A 19,231-nucleotide genomic window follows, 5' to 3' on the forward strand; every position below is an offset into this window, starting at 1 on the left:
GATCCGCCCGAGCTTCTTGATGTCGACGTGCACGAGTAGCCCCGGCGCGGCGACTTCGTAACGGACCGGTTTCGGCTTGCGGACCGGCACCGCCAACGAAACCGAAGTCACCCACAGGCTGGTATGCGAACCATCCGAAAGTGGCGGTCGGTCCCGGGAGCAGTACGAGAACGAGTCCGAGAATAGCGAGAGCCCCTGCCCCGATGATGATCGCTTTGAGGCCGGTCGTCATGAGCTGCTCCTATGGGGTCGTGATCCTGACCAACGGTATCCGAACCTGCGAATCAGCCGCGGACACCAGCGACACGTCGGCAGGCTGAGCCGAACTCGATTCACCCCAGGCGCAGCGGTCAGATCGATGGAGTGAGCCCACGGTCGATAACCATGACGGTTTCTGAGTAGTCCCGTTTAGATCGCGCGATGGCGCCGCCGTTGCTCGGCATGAGACGGTCGTGGAACAATGCCGATGGTTCAATAACAGGAGGTGCACGTGCGCCCGTCCGTGTCCATTCCCAGCGATGCTCCCCGTACGATCTGATGATCACCGCCGGCGTAGATCGGAGCACGCGGATGGCACGGATATCTGCGCATAGTGAAGGCCCCCGATTTGCATCCCGCTGGGCAATCGCCTGCGGCGCATTCATCATGTTGGGTGCGCTATCCGCGTGCGCTGCGGTGAAGCCCGTCTTCGATCCCCCCATCGTCTGGCAGACCCACGAATCGTATGGCTACCAGGAGGAGGGTCTCGTATCGGACAACGTCGTTGTGGAGTTGTTCGATGACGGTCGAGCACGTCTCACCGGGTTCCCAACGGGACGATCTGTTGAGGATGACGAGGGCTTCTTCTGCATCGATGGGTTCACAAACGCGCGCTACACGGGCGCGGCCACATGGGAGGCCCGAAACGGATACTCATTCTTCGTCAGATTCGAGGATTCCGACGTACTCGTCTCCGGTGAGAGCCAATACTTTGGAGGGCAGGACTGGACTGAGGCCCGGTTCGGTGCCTGTGACGATGCTCGAGAGTGGAACCTGTTCTACTTGTGCGGGGACTCGGGTTATGGGCCCGACGACGGTGATCGCGTCTTCCGCGAAGAATGCCCGCGAAGCGAGGACTGATCGGGATACGCGCCTCCAGAAAGCCACGGACGACCATCGCGCGAATCGGCTTCGGAAACGGCACATGGGTCAGAATCGACCGTTTGCGAGCGGCGTCAGTCAATCGTGAATGATCCCAGATCAATCGAACGACTGGCTCACCCTACCCTGCGGTAACGCCACAGCAGGAGACCTCCCGCGGTCGCGAGAGCCCCTGCCAAACCGATCAAGGCAACTAGAAAGATCCACAGCGGTGCGATGAGCCGAAAAGGAATGTAGACGATGGTTGCGTCGATCGGACGGCCGAGGAGCGGGAGTGTCAGCGTTGCGACGGCGGCCGCCAATAGAAGTAGAACCCAAGGAAGTGTCATCGCGACGCGTTTGCGTAGACCCACCACTGTGAGGTTGCGCAGCTCGGCGGGTGTTGGCTTGGTGCGGCCTTCGTGATCGGCACGGTCGAGAAGCGTCCCGAGTAGCGCGTCTGCGTTGGCGCGTCGCCAGCTTGCCGGGTACCAGCGCATTGCGGCCCGATACGTGCGCTCCATCTCATTCATGCCAGTGCTCCGCTCGCTCGGGTCCGGAGCCTCGCGAGCGCGCGTTCAGCAGTCTCCCGCCGGCGGGTCGCTTCAGCCCTCAACGCATCCCGGCCACGGCCAGTTAGCGCGAACGAGCGTCGCAGTCGACCTTGCACGATCTCCTCGTTCGCAATCTCGACCATGCCTTCCGATTTCAGTCGATCGAGGGCGGCGTAAAGCGTTCCCGGTTGCAGTGAAACGGAACCCCCTGACAGATCCCCTGCCTCCGTGATGATCGCGTAACCATGGCGCGGCCCTTCTGCGAGGGCTGACATGATCGCGAAAGTCGGCTCGCGCATCTCTTTTGTCAAGTGACGACTAAATACAGATTGATTGACTATTCACTTAGGCTTCCACCCGAGGTAGAAAACAACGGCCTTTGACCTGTCACTTCGAGGCGGTCAGAACCTCGCCGGCCGAGGGCCGGAGATGCCTGACTCTGCGGCCGCGGGCGTTCTGTGCGGAGCGAGGTCGAAACTCGCGGGTTTTGAACGTTTCTGGCGCCACCGTCCATCGGCCATCGCCGCTCCCCGTTCCGCCAGAAATCGGCTTCCTCGCCAGTTGTCCGGCCCGCAGTAGCTGGACCGGGTCTCTGACGCGCGACCCACCACCCTCCGAGACCGATCTCCTTCCCTGGGGTGTCCAAATCAAACGGAGCGGGGCTCGAATGCGCGACGCGAGAGGCGTCGCTGATATCCCATGGGCCGAATCAGAGCCGCTTTGTACACTCTCGAGAGAGTTAGGCGCGATGCTTCAAGGCACAGCAAGATGGCTCTTGGGAGAGTTCCCGCACAGCGAAGGAGATCCAATGAATGACGTGGTCGACACGCGTTTGTCTGGCGCCGTTGACGGAGCGCTCGTCGAGATGATCGAGGACTTCGTTGCGATATGCCACCCGGTCGACGCTCAACCGATGCTCATCATGAAGGACAGTGCAACGGGCGCGATCTTCATTGAGGCGCACGTACTAGCGAGCAAGTTTGTGCCAGTTGCAACAATTGATGTCCCCCTCGACCCAGACGAGCAAGCTGACTACCGTGCCAATCGCGAAGTGGTCGAGGATCACGTCGCGTTCGCGAAGATGAAGGAAGATGCTCTCGCCGGGCGCGCGTTCAGTAACCTCGTGTGCGAGTTCACCAGGGCTTTCGACTCCGATCATCCAATAAAGATCATCGGCGGGCAGCATCGCTACAACGCGGTACAAGAAGCTATGAACAATGGCGTCGATGAGCACCACGGAATCAAGCTCTACTTTGGGCTCGACACCGAACAGCGCCTGGACGTTCAGTTGATCTCGAATACGAACATCGCTGTCTCGACTGACTTGTTCGACCGGATGACCGAGACGCTCTCTGGTCCCGAACTCAGGACCTGGTGTCAGAAGGTCGACCTTCTCGCCGACGGGCAGGACTTCGCAGATCGCCGAGCGCGGGGCAACCCGATTACCGTACGTGCGGCGCGCACTTTCATCTACAACTACTTCAAGGGCACGGCCGTCGACGCCAAGAAGTTTGCCTTGGTGGACACCACACCAATGGTCCTGCGGTCAGGTGTCGAAGTTGATGAGTGGAAGACACTCAAGGCGTCGCATCCAAGTCTTTGGGAAGACAAGGGACTGGAAAAAGCGGGAAAGGAGTTCGCCGCACTTGTTGAGGCCCAGAGGGCGCACTTCACGGACACCAAAGGCAAGACCAAGCCTGGCCAGGCAGATTCCGCCGAGAAGGCGATGAACTTCGCCGTCCTCAGTGCGTGGGCGTTCATCGCCGGAGTGCTCTCATCGAACAAGGCGCGACTCAAGCGACACTTCGAGTTGCGAACGCCCACCTCGAAGGATCCTTTGAACGCGACCGCCCTTGCGAAGGGGCGGCACAAGACAGATCCCGAGAACTACCGCGGACTCGGCTATCGCACTGACGCGAAAGAACGGGCTCGTCTCGCCGAACTGTTCTTCCTGCAGGCTGAGGATGGCTCGAAGATCACCGCGAGCGGGATCGACCTCGCTATCAAGAAGGCCGTGGCGAAAGAGGCGCTTCTCGAGGTCTCGCGTGCGGCTGAGAAAGCCAAGCAGAAGTGAGTACGGACTTCGACGCGTTCTCAATCCGCCTCCTCGACGAAGCCAAGCGCTTCCTTGAGAAGTTTGCAGACGACGACGAGGACTCCCTCCTGCACGCCGCTCTCTTGCTCGGGTTTAGCTCGCTGGAGTCGCACATGAATGGCGTCGCCGACGAGCTCTCGCTCCGCCAGGACGGGAGTGTCCTCGACAAGTCTCTGCTGCTCGAACGGGCGGTCAAGCTCGACAAGGGGGAATGGAAGCTGGCCGGTTCACAGTTCTTCCGCCTAGAGGATCGCTTGGCGTTCCTATTCCGGCGCTACGGCGATGCGACACTGAGTGAGCACGGGTGGTGGTCAGATCTCAGTCAAGGGATCTCCGTTCGAAACGCTCTGGTACATCCGAGAGAGACTGTCGCCCTTCAAGTTGCCGATGTGAAGCGCTTTCTACTCGCTATCGTGTCCGCGCTCAACGACCTCTACCTAGCCGTCTTTGGAAAAGGGCACCCCTCGTTCGGCAGAGGCCTTCAGTCGACGATGACGTTCTGACTGTCAGGCATTCCTCAACATAAAGCGGCGGTCACGCCAGTCTCGGGACGGCTCGTTTAGCGGTAAGGCCGCGGACGGCCGCTGTTCGTTCGAGTTCACGCTGGAGGCTTAGAGATGAGGTGTCCGATTACCTCGCCCGATGAAGATGCCCTCATTGGGGAACCGGAACAAGGGATCCGCATTCGACGATCGGGTTGCTAGCAGGTGTGGCCCGCACCATCGTCCTGGGAGACTTTGGCACTCAAGACGTAGGCAGGTCGCGCGCCCATGTTGGCAACTTGGAAACTCACGAATCACACCGATAGAATCCAAGCATGCAATCGCGTGATGCGATCCGAGTGCTGGCCGACGTCACCGCATCACAGTGGGGCATGGTCACGTCTGCCCAGGCCAGCGTGCGCGGCGTCAGCCACATGAACCTCACGCGGCTGACTGATTCCGGGGATCTGGTCCGGCTCTCGCACGGCGTCTACAGGGCTGCCGGCGCACCGAGCGGGCTGTACGAGGATCTGCGCACGGCGTGGCTGGCGACCGAACCATCGAAGCTCGCTCACGAACGTCTCGGCGAACGTCCACCGAGCGCCGTCGTGTCAGGCGAATCGGCCGCTCGACTCCACGGCATCGGCCACCTGCGCGCGATGAAGAGCGAGTTCATGACACCGACGCGCAAGCAAACCCAGCGAGCGGACGTCCGATACCGAACCCGAGTGCTGTCCGAGGAAGACATCACCGTGCGCGAGGGCCTGCCCACGACGACCCGCGAGCGCACGATCGCGGATCTCGTTGAAGATCGTCACGACCTCAGCAACGTCAGCAACGCACTACGCGATGCCGCAAGGCAATCGATGCTGGATGTGGGCCGACTCACTGAACTCCTGAGCCCGCTGGCCGAGCGCAACGGCCACCGCAAGGGCGCCGGCGAGGCGCTGCTCGATGACCTCATGCAAATCGCAGGGATCGACCAGGAGAGCATAGCGAAGCAGATCGCTGCGATTCCCTCGCTCGCCGGTCTCGTGGCCGCTCGGTATCTTGAGAACTCACGCGAGTTCGCGTCGAGCGGCCGTAACGAAGGGCTCGCACCATCGGGCGATTCGAGCGCCCCCTCCACGATCGAAGAACGGCTGCGAGCTGCCGAGTCGGTGTCGGTCGCCATGGCCCTGGAACCGAAGTGAAGATGCCCGATCGGCACGACACCCGGGCGAGGCATCCGGCCCGACTTCGTCAGCTCGGATCGGTTCGCTGATGCGGTCTCGACGACCGGTTCCGTGCCAAATCTGTGCCATTAATGTGCCATTAAATGCGGGAAAACGAACTGAAACCAACTGCGACCATTCGGAAGAATCCCTGATCAGCGCGATATCATGTCCATAGAATTGAGCGAAAACCGCCCAGGCTCACTGAAAATCGTGAGGTCACGGTGCCATCAACTTCGGCAGGTGACATCGGGTATGCCGATGCACGCGCCCCGCTCGAAGCTCGTCAAGTCCGGAAGGCGCTCGGCGCACGGTCGCTTTCACTGTGGCGAGCCAAGTAATGACTACTAAGATCGCCATTAACCCGTATAATGACGACTATAATCGTCACTATTAGAAGGGATACCCCATGGCGACCGAGCTTCCCGCGGTGATCCTGAGGTCCGCCCGGGAGATCGGCCAAGACTTCGTCGGATGGCGAAAGGTCCTCGGCCTCACCGCCGCGCAAGTCGCAGACCGCGCCGACGTCACGCGAGACACCCTTCGCAAGCTCGAGCATGGCGATCCGAGCGTGAGCTTCCACGTTGTGCTGCGCGTGGCGCGCGCCCTCGGCATTCTCGACACGCTCACGACGGCACTGGATCCGCTCGATACCGACCTCGGCCGAGCCCGAGCGGGCCAGCTCGAGCGGAAGCGCATCCGATGACGCTCTACGATGCGCTCGAAGTCCACGTCGAACTCGACGGCAGAACAGTGCTGGCCGGCCCCGCGCAATTCCATCGCAGCCGCGGCAACCTTACTTCGACGACCTTCCAGTACGACCGGGCGTACCTCGAGCACGCGACGGCGTACCAGCTTGATCCCGCACTCCCTCTTGTCTCCGGCACGCAGCAGACGTCTGGGCTTCCCGGCGCATTCGCGGACTCGGCGCCGGATCGTTGGGGTCGCAACCTCATCAAGAAGCGCGAGCGGGCCCTCGCCCGCCAGGAGTCACGAAGACCACGCGACTTCGACGGCGCGGACTACCTGGCCGGCGTCAGCGACATCACCCGCCAAGGCGCGCTCAGATATCGGCCCGGTGAAGACCCGACTGAGCCGTTCCTCGACCCTGGCCACGGTGTGCCGCGGATGATCCGCCTGCCCGAGCTCCTGCGGGCGGCGGACGCGGCCGCAAGTGACAACGACGACGACTTCGAGGCGGTGACGGCGCTTCTCGCCGCGGGAACCGGCTCGCTCGGCGGAGCCCGGCCGAAGGCTGCGGTGCTCGACGAGGATGGTCGCCAATTGATCGCGAAGTTCCCACACCACGAGGACGCTTGGGACGTCATGGCCTGGGAGGGGACGTCGCTCGACCTCGCGGCCGCCGCCGGTGTTCGGGTCGCACGCCATCGTCTTGTACGAGTCGATGGCCGACATGCGCTTCTGCTTGACCGGTTCGACCGCGATGACAACGGCCACCGCATCGGATATGTGAGCGCGATGACCATGCTCGAGCACCGCGACGGAGAACACGCTGACTACGTCGATATCGCCGATCGCCTGGCAGAGATCAGTGCTCGCGCGACGGATGACGCACACCAACTCTTCCGCAGGGTCGCCGTCAGCGTCGGGCTGAACAACACCGACGACCACCTCCGCAACCACGGCTTCCTCCGCGCTCGAGGCGGTTGGACTCTGAGCCCGGCCTTCGACGTGAACCCGAACCCCGACCCCGAGTTGCGCCAGACCACGATCGCCGGCGCCGACCTCCCCGTCGACGAAGCAGACGGGCTGATCGAACTCGCCCGCGCCTGCCGGTTGCCCCCGGCAGCGGCACGGACCGTACTCACCGATGTAGCTGACGCGCTCGCCAGATGGCGCGAGGTCGCGACCGGGAACGACGTGCCCCGGTCGCAACTCGCGCGCTTCGAGGACTCGTTCACCGCTGGGCTCCGCACTCTCCGCGAAGCCTGAGGTCCTCTTCTCAAATCCCACCTTCGTGCTGAGATAGTCACGCACACTGAACCCGAGTGCTGCCGAAGCAGGATCTCACGGTGCGAGAGGGCCTGCCCACGACGACCCGCGAGCGCACGAGCGCCGACCTGGTCGAAGATCGGCACGACCTCAGTAATGTCAGCAACGCACTGCGCGATGCAGCCAGACAGTCCCTGCTGGATGTGAGCCGACTCGCTAACCTCCTGAGCCCGCTCGCCGAGCGCAACGGCCACCGCAAGGGTGACGGCGAGGCGCTGCTCGAAGAGCTCATGCGAATCGCTGGGATCGACCAGGTATCGATCGCCAGGGCCCTGCAGCCGAAGTGAGCGTGCCCAATCGACCCTCATCTCGTGCCGCGCAAGGGTGCGTTGACGCGTACCCCTGCGGCGAGGATGATCATCGGCATGGGCACGAAGACTGCTCCGCGGCGGCGCCCCAGGCGCCCGGCGTCACGCTTGGCCGAGCGATGGACCACCGTCGATGGCATCGACGTCTTCTATCGGGAGTCGCCCGTGCCGCCGGATGCTCCGGCGATGATGCACCTGCACGGCTTCGGCCTCTCCGGCCGGTACCTGCTGCCGACGGCCGAGCGACTCATGGACGAGTTCCACACCCTCGTTCCCGACCTCCCGGGGTTCGGCCGGAGCGGGAAGGCGCCGAACGCACTCGACGTGCCGGATCTCGCGCACGCCGCGGTGAGGTTCCTCGACGACCGTCAGGTCGAATCGGCCACGCTGGTCGGCAACTCGATGGGCTGCCCGGTCATCTTGGAGCTCGCGTACCACCACCCCGAGCGCCTCGAGCGCGCCATTCTCGTCTCGCCTGCGGGCGGACTGCACAACCAGCCGCTGCGCCGTGCCGTGGGCCAGCTCACCCGTGACGGCACGCGCGAACCGCCCCGGATGATGCGGGTGGCCACTCCCGACTACCTGCGATTCGGCGTGCCGAGCACGTTCAAGATGTTCCGCGCCCTCACCCGGTATCCGTCACTCGAGCGGTTGCTCGAGCTGCAGATTCCGACGCTCGTGGTCATCGGTGACCGGGACCCGCTGATGCCGGGCCCGGCCCGCGTGAAAGAGGTGGCCGGCCGCACCGACAACCATGTACTGCTGGTGATGATCGAGGGTGCGGCGCACGCGATCAACTTCAGCCATCCGGGCGAGCTCGCGCACCTCATCCGCCTGTTCATGGCCGACCAGCCGATCGTCGACGATCCCGCCTCGCCGGGGCATTCGCGCTCGTACGAGATCCACCGCGGAGCGCTTCATCCGCCCACGAAGGAGCAGTAGGGCCGACGCCGCCATCGGTCGACGGCGTCGGTCGACGGCGTCGGTCGACGCCGTCAGTCGGCGACCGGATCCAGCCGGAACGTCGTCGCGACCACCTGCGGGCCGACGACGGTGCCGACGATCTTCGGTCCGTGGCGGTCGTACTTCGCGTGGTAGGCGGCGTCGATCGCGTCGTGCATGTCGGCGGCAGCCTCGACGAACGACACGTCGCGTTCGACGCCGCCTGCGCGGATGCGTCCGATGCCGCTCGACTGCGCGCGACGGAACCACGGATTATCCGGCCCGTACGCCGAGCGCACGAAGATCTCATCGCCGACGCGTACGACCCAGATCGTCACGTACGGGCGCAGCGTGCCGTCGGATCGTCGGGAGGCGACCTGCAGTTCTTCCGCTCGGCCGATGCGGTCGAGTTCGTCGGTGGTCCAGGTGCTCATTGCGTGTCCTCTCGCTGAGATAATTCTTGCGCGGACCGGTGACCGGCGGCAATGGGTGCCACCTGCGGACTAACGGCGCGATGAGCGCCTTGAGCGCCTCACGGGCGTCCATGGCGCGGTAGCCGTCGGGGTCTCGGCGAGGCTGACGGTGCGGTCGAATGTCTCCTGGGTACCGGATGTCTCGTCGGTACGTAACCAATGAACGCGTGCTCGCCGGCCTGAGGGAGTGCCGGGTCTCCCGGGTACTGTCAAGTGCCTCCCAGCCGACCGCCGCCAGGCGTAGCGTCGGGGCCATGGAACGCCAACCGAAGACTCCCAGCACAAAGGGCCCCGCCGAGCTGTTCACTGGCGACGTCTACTTCGACGTGATCGCCCGCGGCGAGGCGCCGTCACGACTGCGCGTCAACCTCGTGCGGTTCACGCCCGGTGCCCGCACCGCGTGGCACTCGCACTCCCTCGGCCAGACCTTGCACGTCACCGACGGCATCGGCCTCGTGCAGGCCCGCGGCGGCGACGTGATCGTCATGCGGCCCGGCGACACCGTGTACACGCCGCCGGGCGAATGGCACTGGCACGGGGCATCCGCCGACTCGTTCATGTGCCATCTCGCGATGTGGGAGGACGACGACGCCACCTGGGGCGATCACGTCACCGACGAGGAGTACGCCGCGGCACGGGCCGACTGAGCTGCGCGAACCACCGACGCGCGATCACGAGCCCGTTACGACCCGCCCGTCAAGGGGTTGGCCGGCTGAACCACCGGTGCGAGCATCGTGGCATGGACGAGCAGAACAAACCGATCCAAGATGGTCACGACGACGCGAGCGACGACCAGAAACGTGACGGCATCATCGCGCAGGTCCGCTACGACCTCGGCCTCGGCGCCGTCGACGACCTGCGCACGATGATGCGACAACGCCTCGAAGACGCCGGCCTGCCGGCGAGCGCCGAGCACGTCGAAGCCGCGGTCGCGGTCGTGGAAAATCAACAGCCACGCGATTGAGTCGACCCGGCGGGTGACCTTCAGAACAGCAGCGGGACCAGCTGAATGCCCAGCCCACTCGACACGAACCGCATGCGACGGTCGCCGGTGAGCTTCGACACCCAATCGAATCGTCCGAGGTCTGCGATCTCGACGAAGTCGCCCGAGCGGCCCGCGGCCCCGAAGCCCACGCGCAGTCCGTCGTAGTAGTCGGACTCGAGTAGTTCGGTCACGAGTTCGACGTGCGGCAAGGCCACCGCGAGTCGGCGCAGCACGCGCTCGCGGAGCGCATCGCCGCGAACACCGGCGCGCACGACCGCGCGCCGATGCGGGAACTCGACCGGCAACGCCGCTGCGCATTCGTCGAACAACCGGTCGAATACCGCGAGTTGTCTCACCACCGCCTGCACCTCGAACTCGTCGTCGGGAAGCCCTCGACCCGCCTCCGCGAGCGCGAACAGACGGAAGTGTCGCGAGCGGGCGCCGTCATCGTCTTCGCCGCCGGCGAGCGGCTGCGCCCGCAGAGTCTGGTGCACGGTGGCGAGACTCACCGCCGCATCGGCTCCAGCGAGTCGCTTGGCACTCTCGAGGGCGAGCACGTTCGTGGGATCGGAGACGACCTCGGTGTTCCGAATCGTCGAGAGCGTGCGATCCTGCGAGGTCGGGGCGACGACCGAGTTCGTGCCGAGCGGCGCGACGGGCGAGAGCAGAAGCGCTTCGAAGTCGGGCGCCGACTCGAGCGCCAGCCGGTCGAGCGTGTTCGCAAGGCGCAAGTCGACGGCGCTCGCCGCGACGAACTCGTCGTCGACGTACTGGGTGAGCAGGTCGACGGGCCGCCGACGCCCGGCCTGGTCACGCAGCAACTCGAGCAGCGCGCCGCGCGTCTGGCTCGGGGACCCGCGCATCATGCGCGGGTCCACTCCAGCAGTCGTTCGGCCGGCCAGGTCGTGACGATGCGTTCGGCAGGCACGCCGTTGGCCGCGGCCCGCGCCGCGCCGAGTTCGAGGAACGTCAGATGCCCCGGGGCGTGCGCGTCGCTGTCGATCGAGAAGAGGCAGCCGACTTCGAGCGCGAGTTGGATGAGCTCGTCGGGCGGGTCCTGCCGCTCAGGTCGCGAGTTGATCTCGACCGCGACGCCGTGCTCAGCGCACGACTCGAACACGGCTTGCGCGTCGAAGGTCGACTGCGGACGCGTGCCCCGCGAACCCTCCACGAGTCGGCCCGTGCAGTGGCCGAGCACGTTCGTGTGCGGATCGGCGATGGCGTGCAGCATCCGCTTCGTCATCTCCGGCGACTCGGTGCGGAGCTTCGAGTGCACGCTCGCAACCACGACGTCGAGGCGGTCGAGCATCTCGGGAGTCTGGTCGAGCGCACCGTCGAGCAGGATGTCGACCTCGATACCACGCAGCAACCGGACGCCACCGACCGCGGCCTGCACATCGTCGATCAGCTGTTGCTGGGCGACGAGCCGCTCGGCGCTGAGCCCGTTGGCGACGCGCAGGCTCGGCGAATGATCGGTGACCGCGAGGTACTCGAGGCCGATCGATTCGGCCGCGCGGGCCATCGTCTCGAGACTCGTCGTGCCGTCGGACCAGTCGGTATGGCTGTGCAGGTCGCCGCGCAACTGCGTTCTGAGGCCCGTCGGCGCGCCCGCCGGCTCGAGCCCTGCGCGGGAGCGCAGCTCGGCGAGGTAATCGGGCACCGCGCCACCCGTCGCCTGGGCGATGACGGTGAAGGTGGTCTCGCCGATGCCCTTCGTGCGCTGCAGCCGCCCGTCGCCGACGCGAGCGGCGACCTCGTCGGCACCGAGCGGGCGAATGACGTCGGCAGCGCGACGGAACGCCTTCGACTTGAACGCCGAGGCTCGGTCTCGTTCGAGCAGGAACGCGATCTGTTCGAGCGCCTCAACGGGATCCATGGCCCCATTGTGCCGCGTATCGGTGCCCGCCGCTCCACGCTTGAGTCGGCGGCATCCGCAGCTCAGTACGCCGGGTACATGTCGATCGCGTTGTTGATCGCGTTCGTGACGATGACGATCACCCAGGCGATGATGCCGACCGTCATCACGACGGTCAGTGCGATGGCTGCGGCCATCGGGAGGAACCCCCGACCCGCCTGCTGCCGCACGACGACCGATCGGCCGATGACGTACACGAGGGAGGAGAGGAACGTCCAGGCCCAGTGGAAGCGACGCTGGTAGCCGAGTCGCGCGAGGGCTGCCCAGTCGCGGTAGGCGAACCACACGGCGAATCCGTAGGCGACCCAACTGGCGAGGGTCGCGAGGAGGGACCACGGGTCGGCGTACGGACCGAGAGCCGCGGCGAGCGGACTGTTCGACGTCGACGAATACATCGACCGCTCGATGTACCCATTGGCGTCCCAGAGGAAGAGCGGGAGCACGGCGAGCACGGGCAGCGCCACCATGAGCCAGATCCACAGCGTGTCGACCGGGGTGCCCTCGGGCACGCGGGCCTGCTGGTCTCCTCCGTAGGGAGCCGGCTGCCCGGCTACGTACGCCGGCGCGGCCGGATACGCCGTCGTCGCTGGAGCCACAGGGGCGACCGCGTACGCCGGCGCGGCGACCGGCGCGACAGGTACAACCGGCGCGACATGCTCGGTCCATTGAAAGCCGTTCCACCAGCGCTGACCGCCGGTGCCGCTCGGATCGGGATACCAGCCGGCGGGCGCCGAACGACCATCGCTCATCGATTCCTCCTAGGGTTTCACGCCATGCTACGGGCCCCCGGCTTCACGCGACGACGCGGGTGAGACGCTCATCACGCGCACGGCGAATGCGTCGAGCTTCGGGAGGGCGAGCCGTGCCCGCGCCTCGGCATCGACAGCGATCGCCTCCACGTCGTGGAGGGTTGGATCGCCGGCCACCGCGACGACCGCGTCGCCGCTCAACCGGTGGCCGCTCCAACGGAGCCGCACGACATCGACCGCGGTGACCCCGGGAGTCTGTGCGAGCGAATGCTCTGCGCGATCGAGCAGCTCGGGCTCGATGCCGTCCATGAGTCGGCGGCCGACGCTGCGCACCGTGCCCCAGAGCAGTACGAGGATCGCCACGACGATCACGAGCCCGACGATCGGATCCGCGAGAGGGAATCCGAGCATCACGCCGACAGCGCCGATCACGACCGCGAGCGACGTGAAGCCGTCGGTGCGGGCGTGCACCCCGTCGGCGACGAGTGCGGCAGAGCCGATGCGCTGCCCGACCCTGATGCGATAGATCGCGACTGCCTCGTTGCCGAGGAAGCCGATCACACCCGCCGCCATGAGCCAGCCGAGATTCTCCACGGGCTGGGGATGCACCAGCCGATCGATCGACTGCCACGCCGCGACGATGGCGGATGCCGCGATGACGAGGACGATGAAGAGACCGGCGAGATCCTCTGCGCGGCCGTAGCCGTACGGGTAGCGCCGTGACGCGGCTCGCCGGCCGAGGACGAACGCGATCCAGAGCGGCACTGCAGTCAGCGCATCGGAGAAGTTGTGCACGGTGTCGGCGAGGAGTGCAACCGAGTTGCTGACGAAGACGATCGCGAACTGCAGGATCGTCGTGGCGAGGAGAACGAAGAGGCTGATCTTGAGGGCACGGATGCCCTGCCGGCTCGACTCGAGCGCGTCATCGACCGAGTCGGCCGAATCGTGGGTGTGCGGCAGGAAGAGCTCGTGCAGGAATCCGCGGATACCGCGAGGGTGGTCGTGGTCGTGCACGTGGTCCTGGTCGTGGGCGTGCACATGATCGTGATCGTGCACGTGCTCGCCGGCCGGTCCGTGCACGTGTGCTTTGGATGCATCCGTCACGCTGTCGCCTCCGTAGCCGACTCGATGTCGTGGTGCCGGGGAGTGCCGCCGAGCGAGTGCTCCGCCTGGAGGATCGCGTCGGCGACGAGCTGGCGTGCGTGTTCGTTCTCGAGGCGGTAGAAGACCTTGGTGCCCTCGTGCCGGGTCGCGACGATTCGTGCGAGGCGCAGCTTCGCCAGATGCTGGGAGACCGCCGCGGGGGCTTTGTCGACGAGGTCGGCGAGCAGGTTCACCGAGAGTTCGCCGCGGTCGCGGAGCGTGAGGATGATGCGGATGCGGGTGGCATCGGCCAGCATCGAGAAGACCTCGACGGCGAGTTCGACGTACTGGCTGTCGGGCGAACCCCCACCTATCTGCGTACCTGCATCCATACGCAGATTATGCCACGGGCACCGTCCGCCTGTCTCGATTCAGCGCGGTCTCGGTCGGGCGAGCGGATGCCGCTACAGCTCGACGACCGTCATGCCCGAGCCCGCTCCCCCGGCCTTGCCCATCGCAGCGAGCGCCTTCGGCACCTCGTCGAGTGTGATGCGACGGCCGACGAGCTCGATCGGCCGGAAGTCGCCCGAAGCGACCGCGCCGAGCATCGACGGGTACTCGTGCGCGGCCATGCCGTGGCTGCCGAGGATCTCGAGTTCACCCGCGATGACGGCGTCCATGGGCATCGCGGCGAGCGCGGAGTCGCCGACCATGAGCCCGATCTGCACGTGCCGGCCGCGCTTCTTGAGGCTGCGCACCGAAGCGAACGAGGTCTCGGTGCTGCCGAAGGCGTCGACCGAGACATCCACCCCGCCGCCGGATGCCTCGAGGATCCGTTCTGCCGTACCCTCACCGCCCTGCACCGGTACCGCGCCGAGACCCTCGGCCGCGGCGAGCGCGGCATCGGAGACGTCGACGCCGTAGACCTTCACACCGGCGGCGACGGCGATCATGATGGCCGAGAGGCCGACCCCGCCGCATCCGTGCACCGCGATCTGCTCGCCGGGAGCGAGCCTGCTTCGAGAGACGATCGCCCGGTACGCGGTCGCGAATCGGCAGCCGAGCGAAGCCGCCTCGACGAAGCCGAGCGATTCGGGCAGGCGGATGAGGTTGAGCTCGGCCTCGTCGATCGCGACGTACTCGGCGAACGACCCCCAGTGCGTGAAGCCCGGCTGCGACTGGGCGTCGCACACCTGCTCGTTGCCCGAGCGGCATTCATGGCAGCGTCCGCAGGCGCAGATGAAGGGTGCCGTGACACGATCGCCGACAGCCCAACCCGAATCTGCTGCGAGCTCTGAGCCGAGCACCGCGATCTCGCCGGCGAACTCGTGGCCGGGAACGTGCGGCAGCGACACGGCGTCGTCGTGACCCATCCAGGCGTGCCAGTCGCTGCGGCACACACCCGTCGCCCGAACCCGGATGACGGCGCCCCTCGGCGGACAGGCGGGCTCCGCCACCTCCACGAGTTCGGGTTTCTCACCGAAGGCGTTGAAGAGCACAGCGCGCACAGGAGTCCTTCCGTATCGGGTCACCCATCGACAGGCTCAGGGTGAGCGGATGTCGGCGGCGCTGCTCATGGCATCGTCACCTGATTCGCGCGCGCGACAACCGCGAGCCTATCGGCCTTCGGAGGGGTGCTCGCGCGCCCGGCGGCCCGCCGACGCCTGAACTCGGGAGGAGATGCGGCCTATGGGGCCGTGCGGCGCCGGTGCCGCTCGGGCTCGGCGATCTCCGATGCCGTGCCGAAGCGGCGGCGATGCCAGAACCCGATCGCCTCGATGAGCACCCACGCGATCGGCACCACGATGGCCACGTCGATGAGCGTGTCGAGCGGCAGCGGCACGAACTCGAGGAACGTCACGGCGATCGGCACAGTGAGCACGAGCACGAGCCCCACGACCATGGCGGCGAGCACGCCGGCCTTGATCCAGGTGAACGGCCGGGAGAGCACGGCGAGGATCCAGAGGCCGATGAGCGCGAGCGTGATCGTGCACGCGGTGCGCACGATCTGCTCGTCGAAGCCGAGCACACGGGCGTGACCCGAGACGACGGCGATCGAGACGGCGACGACGAGCCCGGCGGGAATGGCGAACGACAGCGAGCGCCGCAGGAACCCCGGCACGTAGCGCCGCGTATTGGGCAGCAGCGCGAGCAGGAACGCCGGGATGCCGATCGTCAGCCCGTCGGTGACGGAGAGCTGCCGGGGCAGGAACGGGAACGGCCAGAGGAGGATGCCGAAGAGCACCGCCATCGCGATCGCATACGCGGTCTTGGAGAGGAAGAGCATCGAGACGCGCTCGATGTTCGCGATCACGCGTCGCCCTTCGGCGACGACCCCCGGCATGTGCGAGAAGCTGCTGTCGAGCAGCACGATACGGGAGACCGCCTTCGTCGCAGCCGACCCGGACTCCATCGCGATGCCGATGTCGGCCTCCTTGATCGCGAGCGCGTCATTGACCCCGTCGCCCGTCATCGCCACGGTGTGCCCGCGTGCGCGGAGCGCCCGCACCATCGCCCGCTTCTGCGTGGGCGTGACTCGACCGAACACGAGGTGCGTGTCGAGCACGTCGCCGAGCTCGTCGAGATCCTCCGGCAGGTCTCGCGCGTCGAAGCCCTCGCCCGCGTCGAGGCCGACCTCGCGGGCGACCGCCGCGACCGTGCGCGGGTTGTCACCCGAGATGACCCGCACGGCGACGCCCTCCTTCGCGAAGTAGCGCAGGGTCGAGGCGGCGTCGCTGCGCACCGCCTCACGGAAGGTCAGCAGGGCGACCGGGGTGAGCCCGTCGGGCAGGCGCGCGGCGGCGGCATCCGCTTCGCTGAGCGAGATGGGGGCGTGAGCGAGCAGCAGGGTGCGCCGCCCCGACTCGGCGAGCTCGCCCGCGCGTTCGAGGGCAGCGGATGCCGCGGCATCCGTCACCGCCGAATCGCGCAAGACGAACTCGGGGGCGCCGAGCACCCACGTGCCGGGAGCGCCGACGGACTCGTCGAAGGCGACGGCACTCCACTTGCGGGCCGAGGAGAACTCGATGCGCGCTGCAGGCTCGAGCGGCGCCTCGAGCGTGAACTCATCGGCGAGACTCCTGGCGGTCGCGTTCGCGTCGGGCTCGGCGCCGTTCCATGCGAGGGCGAGCCGCCACCCCTCGGGCGGGGCATCGCCGAGCGGATGCACGCCGTCGAACCGTACCTCGCCGCTCGTGAGCGTGCCCGTCTTGTCGAGGCAGATGAGGTCGACGCGTGCGAGCCCTTCGACGGCCGGCAGCTCCTGCACGAGCACGTTGTGAGAACCGAGTTTGACCGCGCCGACCGCGAAGGCGATGCTCGTCATGAGCACGAGGCCGAGCGGAATCATCGCGATGACGGCGGCGACGGATGCCACGGCCGCTTCGTGCCACTGCCCCGTCTCGATGGCGTGGCTCCAGCCGCCCGCGGCCACCATGTTGGCGTTCACGACGAGGAGCATGATCGGGAAGATCGCCCACGTGATCCACTTCAGGATGCGGTCGATCGAACTGCGGAGCTCCGATCTCACGAGGGAGAACCGCTTCGCCTCGGCCGTGAGCTTGGCCGCGAAGGCCGCGTCGCCCACGTCGGTGACGATCGCCCGGCCGCGCCCGCCGATGACGATCGAACCCGAGAGCACGCGGTCGCCCGGCCCCTTGTCGATCGCCTCGGACTCGCCCGTGAGCAGCGACTCGTCGACCTCGAGTCGCACCTCGTCGACGAGTCGGCCGTCGGCCGTGACCTGATCGCCCGAGCGGAGGATGAGCACGTCGTCCTCGACGACGCCGCGCACGTCGATCTCGCGCTCCACGCCGTCCCGCACGACATGGGCGCGCGGGGCGTGGAGCAGGGCGAGCTTGTCGAGCGCGCGTTTGGCGCGGTACTCCTGCACGACGCCGATCGCGGCGTTCGCGATCGCGGCGATGCCGAAGAGGGCGTCCTGCCATCGCCCGAGGATCAGGAGAAGCAGGAAGCCCGTGACCACGATGCCGTTGAAGAGGGTCAAGACGTTGGCTCGGAGGATGCTCCAGATGCTGCGGCTCGACGCGTCGTTGGAGATGTTCACCCGGCCGTCGCGCACTCGGGCCTCGACCTCGGCGGCGGTGAGGCCACGGTCGGGATCGGTCACGGCAGGTTTCACCACGAGCTGTTCATCGCTCATCGACGCCCCCGTTCGACCCGCCCCGGATCGAGTCTCGCACAGCGTTCGCGCCGACGGGAGGGAGGCGCAGCACCGGTGATTGTGTAACAATGTGCCATGCGATTCGTGACCGCCGTGCTGCTCGCGGCCGTCTGCTTCGGCACCACGGGCACCGCGCAGGCCCTCGGTCCCGAGGCGAGCGCGACCTCGGTCGGCGCAGCGCGGATCCTCATCGGCGGCGGCGGCCTCGGGCTCATCGCCGTGATCGTCCACTTCGCCGGGCGCCGACGCGGTGCGGTCGGGACACCCGCCGCTCGGGCGCCCGGCGGGGCCACGCGGCATCCGCTGCCCGCCTGGCTCATCATCATCATCGGCGCTGCCGCCGTCATCGCCTACCAGCCTGCGTTCTTCGCGGGCACCGCGGCGAACGGAGTGGCCGTCGGCACCGTGGTCGCTCTCGGCTCGGCTCCCGTGCTGACCGGCGCGCTCGACTGGGCGCTGCACCGCCGCTACCCCGGCCACCGCTGGGCGGTCGCCACCGCGATCGCGACCCTCGGCGTCGGCATTCTCGCCGCGGCGACCGGCGGTGGCGCTTCGGGTGGTTCGGGAGCTTCGGGGGCTTCGGATGTTTCGGGGGCCGACCTGCTCGGCCTCGCCGCCTCGCTCGGCGCAGGCGCTTCGTACGCGGTCTACACCCTCGCAGCCAAAGCCCTGCTCGACCGTGGCTGGAGCGGCACGACGAGCATGGGAGCACTCTTCGGCGTCGCGGCCGTCTTCAGCCTCCCATTGCTTGCTTCGACGGATGCCTCGTGGCTCGCGACCGGCCCCGGGCTCGCCATGGCCCTCTGGTTGGGGCTCGTCACGACGACCCTCGCCTACCTGCTCTTCGGATACGGGCTCGGCGGGCTGGCCCCCGCAACGGTGTCGACGCTCACGCTCGCGGAGCCGCTGACGGCCGGCATCCTCGGCGTCGCGCTGCTCGGCGAGGCGCTGCCACCAGGCGCGCTGCTCGGGCTCCTCCTGCTCGCCGCCGGCATCGTCGTGCTCGCCACCGCCGGTGGACGCCGCGCACCGCGCGCCGCGGCGGTGTCACCCCGCAAGGGTGCCTGATGCGCGCGGCGGTGGTCGCCGCAAGGGGCTTCGCCGACCCGTTCCGAA

General features: G+C 66.8%; 21 protein-coding genes. 11 read left to right on the forward strand and 10 right to left on the reverse strand.

Translation table 11 applies throughout. The annotated features are described in order from the left end of the window. Positions 1-675: 675 nt before the first annotated feature. Positions 676-1,119 carry a hypothetical protein gene (locus AC1C2U_RS18700; protein WP_495363284.1) on the forward strand — a complete coding sequence of 148 codons (444 nt, stop codon included), beginning with the start codon at positions 676-678 and terminating at the stop codon, positions 1,117-1,119. Positions 1,120-1,256: 137 nt separating this feature from the next. On the opposite strand, the gene AC1C2U_RS18705 is transcribed toward AC1C2U_RS18700, so the two are convergent. Further along, complete coding sequence (locus tag AC1C2U_RS18705; RefSeq protein WP_495363285.1) at positions 1,257-1,652, reverse strand: hypothetical protein; 396 nt, start codon at positions 1,650-1,652, stop codon at positions 1,257-1,259. Further along, complete coding sequence (locus AC1C2U_RS18710; RefSeq protein ID WP_495363404.1) at positions 1,649-1,972, reverse strand: PadR family transcriptional regulator; 324 nt, start codon at positions 1,970-1,972, stop codon at positions 1,649-1,651. Before AC1C2U_RS18710 ends, AC1C2U_RS18705 begins: the two co-directional genes overlap by 4 nt. A 509-nt stretch (positions 1,973-2,481) precedes the next feature. On the opposite strand from AC1C2U_RS18710, the gene AC1C2U_RS18715 reads away from it, so the two are divergent. The 7 genes from AC1C2U_RS18715 to AC1C2U_RS18745 all read left to right on the forward strand — a co-directional run bounded on the left by AC1C2U_RS18715 (position 2,482) and on the right by AC1C2U_RS18745 (position 8,727). After that, on the forward strand, positions 2,482-3,747 hold the full coding sequence (locus AC1C2U_RS18715) for a hypothetical protein (protein ID WP_495363286.1): 1,266 nt from the start codon (positions 2,482-2,484) through the stop codon (positions 3,745-3,747). After that, positions 3,744-4,271: a hypothetical protein gene (locus tag AC1C2U_RS18720; protein ID WP_495363287.1), complete on the forward strand. Its 528-nt coding sequence runs from the start codon at positions 3,744-3,746 to the stop codon at positions 4,269-4,271. Before AC1C2U_RS18715 ends, AC1C2U_RS18720 begins: the two co-directional genes overlap by 4 nt. A gap of 314 nt (positions 4,272-4,585) precedes the next feature. Continuing rightward, positions 4,586-5,443 carry a type IV toxin-antitoxin system AbiEi family antitoxin domain-containing protein gene (locus AC1C2U_RS18725; RefSeq protein ID WP_495363288.1) on the forward strand — a complete coding sequence of 286 codons (858 nt, stop codon included), beginning with the start codon at positions 4,586-4,588 and terminating at the stop codon, positions 5,441-5,443. A gap of 430 nt (positions 5,444-5,873) precedes the next feature. Beyond that, positions 5,874-6,170 (forward strand): helix-turn-helix domain-containing protein, encoded by a 297-nt coding sequence (locus AC1C2U_RS18730; protein ID WP_495363289.1) that lies wholly within the window; start codon positions 5,874-5,876, stop codon positions 6,168-6,170. Beyond that, the gene (locus AC1C2U_RS18735; protein WP_495363290.1) at positions 6,167-7,417 is read left to right on the forward strand and encodes a type II toxin-antitoxin system HipA family toxin; all 1,251 of its coding nucleotides are present in this window, start codon (positions 6,167-6,169) and stop codon (positions 7,415-7,417) included. The genes AC1C2U_RS18730 and AC1C2U_RS18735 overlap by 4 nt, the downstream gene beginning before the upstream one ends. Before the next feature lie 56 nt (positions 7,418-7,473). Continuing rightward, the gene (locus AC1C2U_RS18740; protein WP_495363291.1) at positions 7,474-7,764 is read left to right on the forward strand and encodes a hypothetical protein; all 291 of its coding nucleotides are present in this window, start codon (positions 7,474-7,476) and stop codon (positions 7,762-7,764) included. Positions 7,765-7,842: 78 nt separating this feature from the next. Then, entirely contained in the window at positions 7,843-8,727 is an 885-nt protein-coding gene (locus AC1C2U_RS18745) for an alpha/beta fold hydrolase (protein WP_495363292.1), read from the forward strand. 53 nt (positions 8,728-8,780) lie between these two features. On the opposite strand, the gene AC1C2U_RS18750 is transcribed toward AC1C2U_RS18745, so the two are convergent. Next, entirely contained in the window at positions 8,781-9,161 is a 381-nt protein-coding gene (locus AC1C2U_RS18750) for a DUF2255 family protein (RefSeq protein ID WP_495363293.1), read from the reverse strand. Between the two features lie 293 nt (positions 9,162-9,454). On the opposite strand from AC1C2U_RS18750, the gene AC1C2U_RS18755 reads away from it, so the two are divergent. Both AC1C2U_RS18755 and AC1C2U_RS18760 read left to right on the forward strand, forming a co-directional pair. Beyond that, positions 9,455-9,847: a (R)-mandelonitrile lyase gene (locus AC1C2U_RS18755; RefSeq protein ID WP_495363294.1), complete on the forward strand. Its 393-nt coding sequence runs from the start codon at positions 9,455-9,457 to the stop codon at positions 9,845-9,847. A gap of 92 nt (positions 9,848-9,939) precedes the next feature. Next, entirely contained in the window at positions 9,940-10,164 is a 225-nt protein-coding gene (locus tag AC1C2U_RS18760) for a hypothetical protein (protein ID WP_495363295.1), read from the forward strand. A gap of 20 nt (positions 10,165-10,184) precedes the next feature. On the opposite strand, the gene AC1C2U_RS18765 is transcribed toward AC1C2U_RS18760, so the two are convergent. From AC1C2U_RS18765 to AC1C2U_RS18795, 7 genes are all read right to left on the reverse strand, one after another. Further along, positions 10,185-11,051: a hypothetical protein gene (locus AC1C2U_RS18765; RefSeq protein WP_495363296.1), complete on the reverse strand. Its 867-nt coding sequence runs from the start codon at positions 11,049-11,051 to the stop codon at positions 10,185-10,187. Next, positions 11,048-12,061 carry a PHP domain-containing protein gene (locus AC1C2U_RS18770; RefSeq protein WP_495363297.1) on the reverse strand — a complete coding sequence of 338 codons (1,014 nt, stop codon included), beginning with the start codon at positions 12,059-12,061 and terminating at the stop codon, positions 11,048-11,050. The genes AC1C2U_RS18765 and AC1C2U_RS18770 overlap by 4 nt, the downstream gene beginning before the upstream one ends. Positions 12,062-12,123: 62 nt before the next feature. Further along, on the reverse strand, positions 12,124-12,849 hold the full coding sequence (locus AC1C2U_RS18775) for a DUF2510 domain-containing protein (RefSeq protein WP_495363298.1): 726 nt from the start codon (positions 12,847-12,849) through the stop codon (positions 12,124-12,126). Positions 12,850-12,876: 27 nt separating this feature from the next. Continuing rightward, positions 12,877-13,953, reverse strand: a complete 1,077-nt coding sequence (locus AC1C2U_RS18780) for a cation diffusion facilitator family transporter (RefSeq protein ID WP_495363299.1) — start codon at positions 13,951-13,953, stop codon at positions 12,877-12,879. Then, complete coding sequence (locus AC1C2U_RS18785) at positions 13,950-14,324, reverse strand: ArsR/SmtB family transcription factor (RefSeq protein ID WP_495363300.1); 375 nt, start codon at positions 14,322-14,324, stop codon at positions 13,950-13,952. Before AC1C2U_RS18785 ends, AC1C2U_RS18780 begins: the two co-directional genes overlap by 4 nt. 72 nt (positions 14,325-14,396) lie before the next feature. Continuing rightward, positions 14,397-15,464: an alcohol dehydrogenase catalytic domain-containing protein gene (locus AC1C2U_RS18790; RefSeq protein ID WP_495363301.1), complete on the reverse strand. Its 1,068-nt coding sequence runs from the start codon at positions 15,462-15,464 to the stop codon at positions 14,397-14,399. A 155-nt stretch (positions 15,465-15,619) separates the two neighbouring features. After that, positions 15,620-18,094: an HAD-IC family P-type ATPase gene (locus tag AC1C2U_RS18795; protein WP_495363302.1), complete on the reverse strand. Its 2,475-nt coding sequence runs from the start codon at positions 18,092-18,094 to the stop codon at positions 15,620-15,622. A gap of 96 nt (positions 18,095-18,190) precedes the next feature. Here AC1C2U_RS18795 and AC1C2U_RS18800 point away from each other — a divergent pair, with 96 nt between their 5' ends. Continuing rightward, positions 18,191-19,183, forward strand: coding sequence for an EamA family transporter (locus AC1C2U_RS18800; RefSeq protein ID WP_495363303.1), 993 nt, complete (start codon positions 18,191-18,193; stop codon positions 19,181-19,183). Positions 19,184-19,231: the final 48 nt, after the last annotated feature.

The sequence above is a fragment of the Agromyces sp. Y575 genome (genome assembly GCF_059445445.1).